Source organism: Bacillus sp. Au-Bac7, from assembly GCF_021341655.1.
Lineage (GTDB): Bacteria > Bacillota > Bacilli > Bacillales > Cytobacillaceae > Niallia.
On the sequence record NZ_JAJTTG010000011.1, the window covers coordinates 1 to 11,720 of the forward strand.

Here is an 11,720-nt window from a genome sequence, read left to right on the forward strand (position 1 = left end):
CCTAGTTCCCTGGGCCCTAATCCCCGCTGCTGCCATCTGTAACGTCGATCCGTTCGAGCTTGCAAGACGGAATCTTATCCCCGTTGCTGTCGGCTTATTCGTTACGACGATTGTGGCCATAATACTGATATAAAAAAAGCTCCATCTATGTGAAGGATAGATGGAGCTTCTGCTTGTAAGAAGCTAAAAAATTATGTTCTTATCTTTACTCGCTTAGTAAGTTTTACCTGTAGCACTTCATAAAGAGCAATCCACAAATACAGCCAAATTAGCCCTAATGCGTAGCCGCCGATTACATCGGATGGAAAGTGGGCGCCGAGGACTACTCTGCTTACTCCTATCAGCAGGATAAACAGAAAGGCGGCAGCGGTAACTAGCCATTTTTGTGTGCTTCCTTTTAATTTCCTTGAGATTAGGTAGGCGATAAACATATATAAGACAAAGCCAACCATTGCATGGCCGCTTGGAAAGCTCATGCTGTCTGCGTCGGCAATATCATGAAAATGCGGTCTCGGGCGGGCGATTGCGTCTTTAACGATTTTGTTGAATTCATTGCCAAGACCAACGCTAAGCACAAAGGCTGCCATTCCTAAATAATCCTTTTTTCTTATCCATAGCCATACTAGAACAATTATCGCGATTGCACCAATGCCTATTTTATCACCAAATGCTGAGATAAATTCAAAGAAAGAATGAGTGCCTTCAGGGAATAAATCCATTATAGTCTTTTGGATGCTTCCATCAAAAAACAAGTCTTTTCCTTTTGCTATTACAGAAACAAAATAAATAAAAATAAACAATGATAATGCCACTAAAGCCAAAGCTGTTTTCGATTTCCTGATGGTCATTTTTTCCTCCGTAAGTAAAGATTGCTTTTTATTGCCTATTTTATCAAATCTTTCTTTTCGTGGAAATATGGTTTACAGGTAATTTTGCTTCCTCCCAATATGAGGGTATCACTCGTGATTTTTGTTAAAATGCCTAATTCTGTAGCAGTTTTTTGCCGTTTCCCCAAGCTGTTCCAAAAGATTATAATTAGCCACTGCTCCAACAGCAGCACCAATTACTGGAACTAACTGCAGCATCTTCACGAAATCGATATAATCTCTGTATTCTTGCTGAAGCTCCTGCCAATTTAGCTTTAGCACTTCTTCCTTCTTTGCATCCCAATTTTCAATAATTTCTATTAATTCCTGTTTTCTGTCTTCACTAGAAAAGGCAAGTTGAAAGACATACAGCGAAAACACTCTTTCTTCATACTCCTCTGGATCATGTCCATACAATGATGCTGACTCCATTAAGAATTTCATCTTTATTGCTAACAGCAGCGGAAAATCAGCCAATCCGACAAGAATACCACCTGCTCCAGTTCCCGCTCCTTCTACTGCTGCTGCTTTTTGAAACTGAGTGATTTTTTTGTCCATCTCTTCATCCAATGCTTTTAATGTTCTTTCAGAGGACGATGGTTTCTTCGTTATTTTATTTGTGCCGGCAAGTGTGCCTGTTATCATCTGCTTAATTGCTTCCGTTATGACTTGATGAACCTTTTGAGGAATATAACCATTCATTTTGGTCTGTGCCTTTTTAGATACTCGATTAAGCATGGTAGGTCTTTTTAGAATACGTCTTTTCCAGTCCTTTACTTCTTGTCTGACATTGCTTTCATAGTCCTTCATCTGTTTCACTCCCTTTAACCTATACATACGTATTATTCATTTAATTGTTCCCTATGCCGTAAACTTCGCAAAAAAAAAACTCCTAGCTGGAGTTTTTAAAGCAGACATCACGCCTGAAGTTTTTTATTCATATAGAGAGAGACAAAGACAAAGGTGAAAACAACACTTGCGATAAGCGTCATAAGACCTGCCGTGAAATCTCCCTTTAATGCTACAACAGCTGACAATATAATCCCTTGCAAGTAAAGAACAGTGCTGATTGTCTTTTTAAAGGAAGATTTACGCATATCAATGGACAGCGGATAAAGACTGATCCATAACTTATCTTGATAGGCGTTCCACAATGGCATAAGCTGAAGACCTGTCAAATATAAGAACAAGACCGCAAGCAACACTTGTCCCATTCCAAAGGAAAGGAAAAACAACGCAATTCCGCCTATAACTGTTAGCCTGACGAACAGACCTAAATAATCACCTGAACGGAAGAAGGTCCGCCAATACAGATGGCTGAATACAAGCTCTTGCTTATAGCTTATTTGGGATACGAAAACATCTAAAAGCTTCCTTCTCTTAATTCGGTTCCGCAGATGAGGCACATCTGTGAACATATTTGCCAACTGGTAAAAACCAGCCATACGCTTTTCATCTTGTGCGATTAAATATTCCCATTTAATACCCATATGTTTTGTTGCCTTCTGATAATAGACAAGCAATAGAACAGGGATTACAAGGACAGCCAGCACAAACAGAGGCGAGGCATTAGAGAAAAGCAAAAACAAGATAACTAAATTTATGCAAAAACGGATAAGTGTGTCTGTTGTATGATGACTCGCATTAACAAAATGCTGAACTTGCCAGCGTATTAGTAAGTTTACACCTTTTACAATACTTAAAATAAGGAAGAAATACCAAAAACGATTAAACTGCCCATCGTTCACACTGGCATACAGCGGCATTAAAATGCCAAGACCCATTAAAAGGATATAAACTTGGAAAATAAAGCTGACCAGCATGCAGTTGATAAAGTATTTCCTCATTCTTGACTCGACAGGAATCAGAAAGATTCTGTCAGCATCCTTTAAAAACGTATAAATTGGGCTTTTTGTTACGAGTAATGCGAGCAACAGGCTCATGATTATCGCAGCCGGAAAACCTTTAGAAATCCCTTTAAGCCACTCTTGATAATAATAAGAACCCGCCCCTAATAAAAATACAAGGACTAGAACTAGATGCCCATTTAAAATATAGCGTAAATAGCGAACATATTCCTTCACTGTAGAGCTTAACCTGTCTCTCCACAGCTGCTTCTCACTGAATTCAATCATGGCTCTCTTCCTTTGTCAGCCGGATATATATATCATCCAGGGTTGCATTTGGCATTTGGAATTCCCGCTTTAGCTCCTCCATTGTCCCGGCACATTTAATTTTGCCTTCATGAAGAATGATGATTCTGTCGCAATATCGCTCCGCTGTGGCAAGGATATGTGTCGACATAAGGATACCTGCTCCTTCTTCCTTCATTCGCTTCATCATGTCAAGGAGCGATTGAATTCCAAGAGGATCAAGTCCAACGAAGGGCTCATCGACGATATATAAAGAAGGCTGAACTAGGAAGGCACACATAATCATCACCTTCTGTTTCATCCCTTTGGAAAAGTGAGCTGGAAACCATTTTAATCTTTTTTCCATTCGGAATTCTTTAAGAAGCTTTGGCATTCTTGCTTTATATTGCTCTTCCGAGATACCATATGCCATCGCCGTCATTCTTAAATGCTCCTCTAATGTCAGCTCATCATATAAAATCGGTGTTTCTGGAACAAATGTAAACTGCTTGCGGTAAGCATCCTTGTCACTTTCAAAACTGCTGCCATTTATTTTTATTTCTCCTTTATGCGGCTCCATTAACCCGATTATATGGCGTATTGTCGTGCTCTTTCCCGCCCCGTTTAATCCAATCAGGCCAACAATCTCATTTGAAGCAATCGAAAAGGAAATATCTTTTAAAACCGGGTTACGGGTATAACCCCCCGTTAAATTCTTCACTTCCAAAAGCGTCATCAATAACGTACCTCCACTTATGTATTACCTATAGTTTATCAACAAACAGCGTTAATTTGAAATTTTTCCTTGGCTTTTTATTTTTTTGTGTATATATATCTCCATAACGGACATTCTAATTATTGAAGAGGGGCACCACTTAAATATTGTTGAACCAATTCAATAATAAAAATGAGGTGTTTGCAAAAGATTATTTAGATTAAATAATCAACTGAAACTTCCATTCGTTCAAAACAAGGGGATGGTTAGCTTGCATTATTTGTTAAGTATACCAGAAGATCAATACACCAATAGTTGCTTATCCAAGTAGTTAAAAATTCCATTACGGAATGAGGTGTGGTGTCGCAGACTGTCATCTATTCTTTATACGTTAACGCATATAAAGACCTAATTTAAGGGGATGGTTCGTTTGAACAATGATCGATTTTTCTCATAGAAAACAATTCATTATTAAATGAGGTGTTTATCAAAGAGAATGACCTTTAATCGAGCGCAATAAGAAGTTCCTCTTCAACGAGGCAGGATCTCTTGATCCTGTCTCTGTTTTTTGTTTTTAGAATTTCCTCTCTATGATAAAATAAATAGAAAAATGAACAGGAAAAGGAGAAATTGTTAATGAGTGATTGTATTTTCTGCAAGATTGTTGCAGGGGAAATTCCTGCCAAAAAAGTATTCGAAAACGAGCATGTTGTTGCATTTTTAGATATCAGCCAAGTAACAAAGGGCCATACTTTAGTTATTCCGAAAACGCATGTAAAAGATCTTTATGAATTAACGCCTGAAATTGCTAAAAACTTATTTGAAGTTGTCCCTTCTATCGCAAACGGATTAAAAGCAGCTTTTGAGCCGGTAGGGCTGAATACACTTAATAATAATGGTGAAAAAGCAGGTCAATCTGTATTCCATTATCATATGCACCTTATTCCCCGCTACGGAAAAGGCGATGGCTTTGGAGCCGTTTGGAAAACGAACTTCGACGCATATTCTGATGAACAGCTTTCCCAAATTGCAAATGACATTAAAGAAAAGCTGTAAACAGAAAATTTTTAAAAATTTCTACATAAAAAAGCTATTATCCAATAGCTTCATGAAATCGTTATCAATGATTTACACATTGGATTTTCGAGTATTCCAACACATATATTATTTTCGTAATGTAACAACAGCAGCTTTGAAGCAGTGAAATTCGCTTTAAGGCTGCTTTTTTTATCTGTACAAATCTTCACAATTTGATAGTATAAGGGTAAACTTCCAATCAAAATCGTAGTAAAAGCACAAGGAGGAAAAAACATGAAACGCGCGTATAACTTTAATGCTGGTCCTGCAGCATTGCCAGAATGGGTATTGCAGGAGGCACAAAAAAGCTGGATGGATTTCAACAACACAGGCATGTCCATAATGGAGCTCAGCCATCGCAGCAAAGACTATGAAGCAGTCCATAATGAAGCAAAATCTCTGCTTGCATCCCTGCTTTCTATACCGGATGATTATGAAATTCTCTTCCTCCAAGGTGGTGCAAGCCTGCAGTTTACTATGGTGCCAATGAATCTTCTGGCAGATGATAAAACAGGTTATTATGCACTTACTGGCGTCTGGGCGGAGAAAGCACTTAAAGAAGCTGCAAAAGTAGGAAAAACAGAGACTGCAGTTTCAAGCAAAGATGATAACTATACGTATATTCCTGATCCAGCAGAAATAGAAGTTCCTGAGAATGCGGCATATCTTCATATTACAACGAATAATACTATATACGGAACTCAATGGCATAAATTCCCGACTGGGTTGAAGGTTCCATTGATTGCTGATATGTCCAGCGATATTTTGAGTACACCACTTGATATCAAAAACTTCGATATCATTTATGCTGGTGCACAAAAAAATCTAGGACCATCAGGTGTTACAGTTGTTATCATAAAAAAGGAGCTCATTAAAAAGAACCCAGAGCTTCCTACGATGCTGAGCTATGAAACACATGCCAGCAGCAACTCCTTATTCAATACACCTCCAACTTTGGCTATTTATTTATTATCACTTGTGCTGAAGTGGGCGGAAAACCAAGGCGGTATTGAAGGAATCGCAGCAATTAATAACCAAAAAGCGGAAACACTTTATCATGTCATTGACAACAGCGAAGGTTTTTACAAAGGCCATGCCGTTAAAGACAGCCGCTCTAAGATGAATGTAACGTTCACGTTGCAATCTGATGAACTGACAAAAAAATTCCTGGATGAAGCTAAACTTGCTGGATTTGTGGGACTGAACGGCCATCGATCTGTTGGCGGCTGCAGAGCTTCCATTTATAACGCTGTTCCATTAGAGCATGTTGAGGCTTTAGCTCAATTTATGAAAGACTTCCAGCAAAACGCTTAAAACAAGGCTTTACACAGATAGGTTTCGCCTATCTGTTTTTTTTGCCTTTCTATGGGTAATGACATATATATGCAAACCTAACCTAAAATAGGCTATAATTAGAAAAAAAAGACGAGGTGAACATGATGAGTGGAAAAACATTTCTATCAGGATTTATCATTGGCGGGCTTGCAGCTGCAGCAGCAACCTTATTCACTACCCCTGTATCGGGTAAAGAGGCAAGAAAAGCATGTGTGGACAACAGCAAAGCATTTCTAAAGGAATTCAAAGATTTAAAAGAAGACCTTATAGAAATTAAAGACAGCATTGCTACTGCCAGCAAAGAAGGGAAAAATGTCATCGGCACCTTCGTGGAAGATATAAAAGAATCGCTCGAGCAATGGAAAACAGAAATTCAACCACATCAAGAACAGCTGAAAATCGAACTAAACCAAATTGAACAAACAGTAACTGAATTAGAAAACGACTTAAAAAAGCAACAATAACACACAAAGAGAGGAAAACTAACATAGTTTACCTCTCTTTTTGCTAAACCCCTTCATCTCCTCCTGAGTAATGTTAAATTTCCTTACATAAAAACATCTAAAATTTGGAAAAATAAATATATGCGTATAGTAAATATAAAAATTCATGTAAGAAAAGTATAACAAAGTACATATTCTGACTTTTTAAAAAACTTATTCTCTATTCATTCTTTCTCGATTTGTTTTTAGAGTATAGAAATATTTCAATATGAAACTATTTTTCAGATTTTAAAATCTGATGTTTAAAACCTTGATTTCAAGCAGTTCGGTCTTCTTAATATTTCTTTCACTCCAGAAAGTTAACGTGTATAATGCTGGTAGAAAAAGGGTGAATTTTTATTTAATTTTAGAAATAATTATACAATAAAACGTTTTCTTTCAAAAAATATGCTTATTTCTAAAAATTTCGCTTATTTTTTCTTTATTAATTTTTGTTTTATTGGCATAATGATTATAAATATAGAAAAGTAGGTGAATAGATTTGGGGATGAATGAAAAAGAATGCTCGATGAAGGAAGCTTTAATGTTTACTCAAAGAGTAGGACAACTCAGTAAAGCACTATGGAAATCAATTGAAAAGGATTGGCAAAATTGGATTAAGCCGTATGATCTTAATATCAATGAACATCATATTTTATGGATAGCTTATCAGTTAAATGGCGCTTCCATATCAGATGTGGCCAATTTTGGGGTAATGCATGTCTCAACAGCCTTTAACTTCTCTAAGAAATTAGAAGAACGAGGACTGCTGCAGTTCTCCAAAAAAGAAAATGATAAACGGAACACTTATGTTTGTCTCACAGAAAAAGGTGAGCAATTGTTCCTTAATATCATGGAGGAATACAATCCTGACAACAGCTCAGCATATTCAGCTGCATTGCCAATCAAAAACTTATATGGAAAATTTCCAGAATTGCTGGAAATGATGACAATCGTCAAGAATATTTATGGAGACAACTTCATGGAAATATTCGAAAACTCCTTCAACAATATCGAAGATTCATTCGTTGAACAAAATGGGCAGCTTAAACATAAAGAACCGGCGCCTATGAAGTAATCCACATATACTCGTAAAAATGGAATAAAGGGCAAAAAAAAGATGAGACAGAGTCTTATCTTTTTTTGTTTTAAAACACCAGTAAATAATCAAAAACAACTATTGATTTTTTGCCCTATTCGTCGTAAAGTAGCAAGGTGAGTTTTATTAAACTAGAAAATTTCTCCTTTTGGAGGGTGATTACTTTATGAACTGCTGGAAGACAATTAATTTTCATAAACAGTACGGCTTTCAACGCATACTTTTTATGTCTTCCTTAACAATGGTTTTTTCTTTTTTGTTCCTTTACACTCCGACAATTGCATTTTTTGGGTATAACAGTTTAAATGACAACTACTTTTTACCTTTTATGGCAGCATTTCTGCTCGTTTATCCTGCTCATAAATTGCTGCACTTTCTGCCGGTTGTCCATTTAGGCAAAAAAATAAAAAAATCAATTGATATACACTATGGTATTTTTCCGTTAATATGTATTAGGGCAGCAGACCCAATCGGGAAAATTCAGTTTATATTTGCTTTGATTATGCCGATGCTCGTCATTAACACTGCATTGGTCATTTGCTGTTTCCTGTTTCCTCATTATGTCCATTATTTCTTAATTTTGTTTGCCTATCATTTCGGGATGTGTGTACCTGATTTTATTCGCATAAAAAGCTTATGGAAATCTCCAAGGTCATGCTATGTAGAAGAAAATGAAGATGGCATTGAAATTTTGGTCAGCAATGTCAGCTAATGCTGGAGGCAACACTTGCGGTCAGGACATAAGATAATAAAGGAAAAGGATGCATGTATTTAATTGACATATCATAGGATATAATACTATCTTTTTATCCCTTAATTTGATATTGTAAGTATCATACAATAATTCTGTTTTAAGGAGGGAATCAATGATGATCTCCATTTTTATTATCTTAGCCATATTAATATTATATAATATTAATAGAATGACAAATGCACTATGCGCACAAAAGGAAATCCCGGAAGAGAAACAGCCGAAGGTTTTCCGCACAATCAATGTCCTTATAACGATTCTTTTGATTTCTTCCTATGTTGATTTATTATTTAGTTGACATAAACGGACAATATGCTCCTAACAAGGTGCTTCATATCCCTTTATTGGAAGGAAAGCAGCGATGATTATTCATCGCTGCTTTTATTTTCTTAGAGAGTATTAGTATACCCAGCTTGCTCCGATAATGATAAGCAAGATGAATAGCACCACTAATAATGCAAATCCTCCGCCGTATGCACCTGTACCTGACATGAAGACTCCTCCTTTCTATCAGTTGAATTCATGTTCTGCATTACTTTGGCTCTTACAGCCAAGCAGCGCCAACAATAATTAAAAGAATGAAAAGTACTACGATTAACGCAAATCCTCCGCCGTATGCATGACCCATAGTAACACCTCCTTTTAAGGCTGCTACTGTATCCTTTTGATAAATGGTTTAAGTCTAATAAGACTAAAGACTTGCTTGCCAAAAGTCAGTTACATGCAGCATACTAAGCTGCCCCCATCCTGACCCTTTGCACAATTCAGCACGAATAAGCCACCGGCTAATTCTTTAAGCTGTTTTTCAAGCTCAATGTATCATATGTCTAGGACCTAAAAACGGAACAGGACATTTACCCAATTTTTAATTTGTTGCTTTTGCCTATCGTTTTTCTTTTGCATTAAAAGGGATTTTTGCTCTTTTGAAAATTTATGATATAGTAATGATGGATGTTACAGATAAAACTAACTTAGGAGTGTTTAACTTGAAAAAAAGGCTACTATCCATCTCTCTCGCTGCTGGCATCATTGGACTTAGCGCATGCAGCAATGGTGGTTCAGACGCAGTTGTAAAATCAGATGCAGGTGATATTACTAAAGATGAACTCTACGATGCGATGAAGGAAAAATACGGTACGACTGTACTGCAGTCCCTTCTATATGAGAAAGTACTTGAAGATAAGTATGACGTATCCGATGAAGAGTTAGACGAGAGAGTTGATAGCATTAAATCACAGCTTGGCGATAACTTCGAATTGGCCCTTCAGCAATATGGTTATAAGGATGAAGATGAGCTGCGTTCGATGATTAAGACTGGAATGCTTCAAGAAAAAGCCGCAGTTAAAGAAGTTGATGTAACAGAAGATGAAATTAAAGCATATTACGATGACTATAAGCCTGAAATTAAAGCTCGTCATATTCTTGTTGCTGATGAAAAAACAGCAAAAGAAGTCAAAAAGAAGCTTGATAATGGCGAAAAATTTGAAGATCTAGCGAAGGAATATTCTACAGATACTGCTTCTAAAGAAAATGGCGGTGACTTAGGCTGGTTCGGTGCTAACACAATGGTTGCTGAGTTTGAAGAGGCAGCATACAAGCTGGATGTAGACGAAATCAGTGATCCAGTCAAAACAGAAAATGGCTACCATATAATTCAAGTAACAGATAAAAAGAAAAAAGGCAAATATGAAGATGTAAAGGATGACATGGAATATGAATTAAAAGTGTCCAAGCTTACATCTGATACAATCAACAGTGCCATGGAAAAAGAACTAAAGGATGCAGATGTAAAAATCGAGGATAAGGACTTAGAGTCCTTGCTTGATGCAACGTCTACAAGCGGTTCAACAAACACAACTTCAGGCAGTTAACAAAAAAAAGGGAAACTAGAGATATACTCTAGTTTCCCTTTAATTTTCATATGCGCGTTCTTGAGTATTTCCGCTTTTCTTTTGTTTTTCCTCTTCCATCCTCTTAATATATACTTCTCCTTCCTTTTCGATATATTCATTCTCTTGCTGCTTGTCCTCTTTTCCTGTCTTAACAGCCATAAATGCACTTACAGCAATACCTCCTAATACAAACAGAACCCACATCGGAATCTCAAACATACTATTAACTCCCTTCCTCTTAATTACTACATCATATGCTAGATAAACTAGAATATTCACCTTTTCGCAGAAGCCCTCACTAAACAAAAAAAAGGCCTCCTTTATTAAAAGGAGACCATAGGATTAAATTATTATTTATGGAAAGAAGGTTTGTAAAAGGAACGGTTTTCCAATGGGAAGATTCTTTCTGAAAACTCGCCTGGCTGAACACGTTCAAGCGCTCTGTCTAGCATATTCATTTTAGCATCCAGATTATCTATATAATGAAGAATTTCTGCCTCTTTAATCAGTGGAGCTTTCGGGCTGCCCCACTCTGCTTTTCCATGATGTGAAAGCACCAGATGCTGAAGGACCATTACTTCTTCACCTTTAATACTAAGTTCATCGGCTGCTTTGCCAATTTCATTTACCATTATTGTAATATGTCCAAGTAAGTTTCCTTCCACTGTATAAGTCGTTGAAATTGGACCTGACAGTTCAAGCACCTTCCCTAAGTCATGAAGGATTACACCGCTGTACAGCAGGTCTGTATCAAGGCTCGGATAAAGAGTGGCAATAGACTTAGCTAAATCAAGCATGCTAACAACATGATAAGCAAGTCCTGAAACGAACTCATGATGATTTTTTGTTGCAGCCGGATATTCTAAAAATGCTTGCTGGTGCTTTTTCACGAGATGTCTTGTAATCCGCTGGATGTTAGGATTTTTCATATCAAAGATATACTGATTAATTTTCGCCTGCATTTCTTCTGTTTCAAGCGGTGCTGTTTCAATAAAGTCAGATAAGCGTACACTATCCTCATGGGATGCTGCCTTTATTTGGCGTATTCTTAGCTGCAGCCTGCCTCTGTAGTTTTGGAGGTCTCCATTTATTCTCACAATTGTTTGGGGCTGATAAGACTGTGCATCTTCATCAGTAGCATCCCACAGCTTTGCTTCTATTTCTCCGCTTTTATCCTGAAAAATTAATGTTAAGAAAGGTTTGCCATTGCTGGCCATTGCTCTCGCTGAACTTTTTATTAATAAATGTGAATCAAACTGGTCCCCAACCGCATAGTGTAGGATTCCTTTTTTATCCAAGGCTTTTCGCTCCTTTTTCATCTTGTACAATCTTTTATTTAATCTATTCGTTCCTAGTATAACACTATCTATA

Annotated in this window: 16 protein-coding genes; 8 read left to right on the forward strand and 8 right to left on the reverse strand. The window is 37.1% G+C overall.

All coding sequences use genetic code 11. The features are described 5' to 3' along the window. A partial coding sequence (locus LXM54_RS28600) for a hypothetical protein (protein ID WP_442780525.1) occupies positions 1–133 on the forward strand: 133 nt, incomplete at its 5' end. A gap of 58 nt (positions 134–191) precedes the next feature. Here LXM54_RS28600 and LXM54_RS21510 read toward each other — a convergent pair. The 4 genes from LXM54_RS21510 to LXM54_RS21525 form a co-directional block, all read right to left on the reverse strand. After that, a complete protein-coding gene (locus LXM54_RS21510; RefSeq protein ID WP_233317297.1) occupies positions 192–848 on the reverse strand; it encodes a phosphatase PAP2 family protein in 657 nt (218 codons plus the stop codon). 108 nt (positions 849–956) lie between these two features. Then, complete coding sequence (locus LXM54_RS21515) at positions 957–1,676, reverse strand: EcsC family protein (RefSeq protein WP_233317298.1); 720 nt, start codon at positions 1,674–1,676, stop codon at positions 957–959. A gap of 107 nt (positions 1,677–1,783) precedes the next feature. Next, positions 1,784–3,001, reverse strand: coding sequence for an ABC transporter permease (locus tag LXM54_RS21520; RefSeq protein WP_233317299.1), 1,218 nt, complete (start codon positions 2,999–3,001; stop codon positions 1,784–1,786). Beyond that, entirely contained in the window at positions 2,994–3,734 is a 741-nt protein-coding gene (locus LXM54_RS21525; protein ID WP_233317391.1) for an ABC transporter ATP-binding protein, read from the reverse strand. The genes LXM54_RS21520 and LXM54_RS21525 overlap by 8 nt, the downstream gene beginning before the upstream one ends. Before the next feature lie 615 nt (positions 3,735–4,349). Here LXM54_RS21525 and LXM54_RS21530 point away from each other — a divergent pair. The 6 genes from LXM54_RS21530 to LXM54_RS21555 all read left to right on the forward strand — a co-directional run bounded on the left by LXM54_RS21530 (position 4,350) and on the right by LXM54_RS21555 (position 8,755). Further along, positions 4,350–4,769, forward strand: coding sequence for an HIT family protein (locus LXM54_RS21530; RefSeq protein ID WP_233317300.1), 420 nt, complete (start codon positions 4,350–4,352; stop codon positions 4,767–4,769). A 255-nt stretch (positions 4,770–5,024) separates the two neighbouring features. Beyond that, positions 5,025–6,104 carry a 3-phosphoserine/phosphohydroxythreonine transaminase gene (gene serC, locus LXM54_RS21535; RefSeq protein WP_233317301.1) on the forward strand — a complete coding sequence of 360 codons (1,080 nt, stop codon included), beginning with the start codon at positions 5,025–5,027 and terminating at the stop codon, positions 6,102–6,104. A 122-nt stretch (positions 6,105–6,226) separates the two neighbouring features. Then, entirely contained in the window at positions 6,227–6,589 is a 363-nt protein-coding gene (locus tag LXM54_RS21540; RefSeq protein WP_233317302.1) for a YtxH domain-containing protein, read from the forward strand. A gap of 526 nt (positions 6,590–7,115) precedes the next feature. Then, positions 7,116–7,685, forward strand: a complete 570-nt coding sequence (locus LXM54_RS21545) for an HTH-type transcriptional regulator Hpr (protein WP_233317303.1) — start codon at positions 7,116–7,118, stop codon at positions 7,683–7,685. Positions 7,686–7,872: 187 nt separating this feature from the next. Then, positions 7,873–8,418 (forward strand): DUF3267 domain-containing protein, encoded by a 546-nt coding sequence (locus LXM54_RS21550; RefSeq protein ID WP_233317304.1) that lies wholly within the window; start codon positions 7,873–7,875, stop codon positions 8,416–8,418. A gap of 157 nt (positions 8,419–8,575) precedes the next feature. Continuing rightward, positions 8,576–8,755: a hypothetical protein gene (locus LXM54_RS21555; RefSeq protein WP_233317392.1), complete on the forward strand. Its 180-nt coding sequence runs from the start codon at positions 8,576–8,578 to the stop codon at positions 8,753–8,755. 101 nt (positions 8,756–8,856) lie between these two features. On the opposite strand, the gene LXM54_RS21560 is transcribed toward LXM54_RS21555, so the two are convergent. Both LXM54_RS21560 and LXM54_RS21565 read right to left on the reverse strand, forming a co-directional pair. Continuing rightward, positions 8,857–8,949 (reverse strand): YjcZ family sporulation protein, encoded by a 93-nt coding sequence (locus LXM54_RS21560; protein ID WP_127736325.1) that lies wholly within the window; start codon positions 8,947–8,949, stop codon positions 8,857–8,859. A gap of 52 nt (positions 8,950–9,001) precedes the next feature. Next, a complete protein-coding gene (locus LXM54_RS21565; protein WP_060670486.1) occupies positions 9,002–9,085 on the reverse strand; it encodes a YjcZ family sporulation protein in 84 nt (27 codons plus the stop codon). Between the two features lie 358 nt (positions 9,086–9,443). Here LXM54_RS21565 and LXM54_RS21570 point away from each other — a divergent pair, with 358 nt between their 5' ends. Continuing rightward, a complete protein-coding gene (locus LXM54_RS21570) occupies positions 9,444–10,328 on the forward strand; it encodes a peptidylprolyl isomerase (RefSeq protein WP_233317305.1) in 885 nt (294 codons plus the stop codon). A 39-nt stretch (positions 10,329–10,367) separates the two neighbouring features. Here LXM54_RS21570 and LXM54_RS21575 read toward each other — a convergent pair whose 3' ends face one another. Beyond that, positions 10,368–10,655, reverse strand: coding sequence for a sporulation YhaL family protein (locus LXM54_RS21575; RefSeq protein WP_311315889.1), 288 nt, complete (start codon positions 10,653–10,655; stop codon positions 10,368–10,370). 44 nt (positions 10,656–10,699) lie between these two features. Then, the gene (yhaM, locus tag LXM54_RS21580; protein WP_237940779.1) at positions 10,700–11,668 is read right to left on the reverse strand and encodes a 3'-5' exoribonuclease YhaM; all 969 of its coding nucleotides are present in this window, start codon (positions 11,666–11,668) and stop codon (positions 10,700–10,702) included. Between the last annotated feature and the right edge of the window lie 52 nt (positions 11,669–11,720).

Bases quoted from the DNA above. Each gene is read 5' to 3' on its own strand.
- LXM54_RS21510 (WP_233317297.1), bottom strand. From the start codon at position 848: ATGACCATCAGGAAATCGAAAACAGCTTTGGCTTTAGTGGCATTATCA.
- LXM54_RS21515 (WP_233317298.1), bottom strand. From the start codon at position 1,676: ATGAAGGACTATGAAAGCAATGTCAGACAAGAAGTAAAGGACTGGAAA.
- LXM54_RS21520 (WP_233317299.1), bottom strand. From the start codon at position 3,001: ATGATTGAATTCAGTGAGAAGCAGCTGTGGAGAGACAGGTTAAGCTCT.
- LXM54_RS21525 (WP_233317391.1), bottom strand. From the start codon at position 3,734: ATGACGCTTTTGGAAGTGAAGAATTTAACGGGGGGTTATACCCGTAAC.
- LXM54_RS21530 (WP_233317300.1), top strand. From the start codon at position 4,350: ATGAGTGATTGTATTTTCTGCAAGATTGTTGCAGGGGAAATTCCTGCC.
- serC (WP_233317301.1), top strand. From the start codon at position 5,025: ATGAAACGCGCGTATAACTTTAATGCTGGTCCTGCAGCATTGCCAGAA.
- LXM54_RS21540 (WP_233317302.1), top strand. From the start codon at position 6,227: ATGATGAGTGGAAAAACATTTCTATCAGGATTTATCATTGGCGGGCTT.
- LXM54_RS21545 (WP_233317303.1), top strand. From the start codon at position 7,116: ATGAATGAAAAAGAATGCTCGATGAAGGAAGCTTTAATGTTTACTCAA.
- LXM54_RS21550 (WP_233317304.1), top strand. From the start codon at position 7,873: ATGAACTGCTGGAAGACAATTAATTTTCATAAACAGTACGGCTTTCAA.
- LXM54_RS21555 (WP_233317392.1), top strand. From the start codon at position 8,576: ATGATCTCCATTTTTATTATCTTAGCCATATTAATATTATATAATATT.
- LXM54_RS21560 (WP_127736325.1), bottom strand. From the start codon at position 8,949: ATGTCAGGTACAGGTGCATACGGCGGAGGATTTGCATTATTAGTGGTG.
- LXM54_RS21565 (WP_060670486.1), bottom strand. From the start codon at position 9,085: ATGGGTCATGCATACGGCGGAGGATTTGCGTTAATCGTAGTACTTTTC.
- yhaM (WP_237940779.1), bottom strand. From the start codon at position 11,668: ATGAAAAAGGAGCGAAAAGCCTTGGATAAAAAAGGAATCCTACACTAT.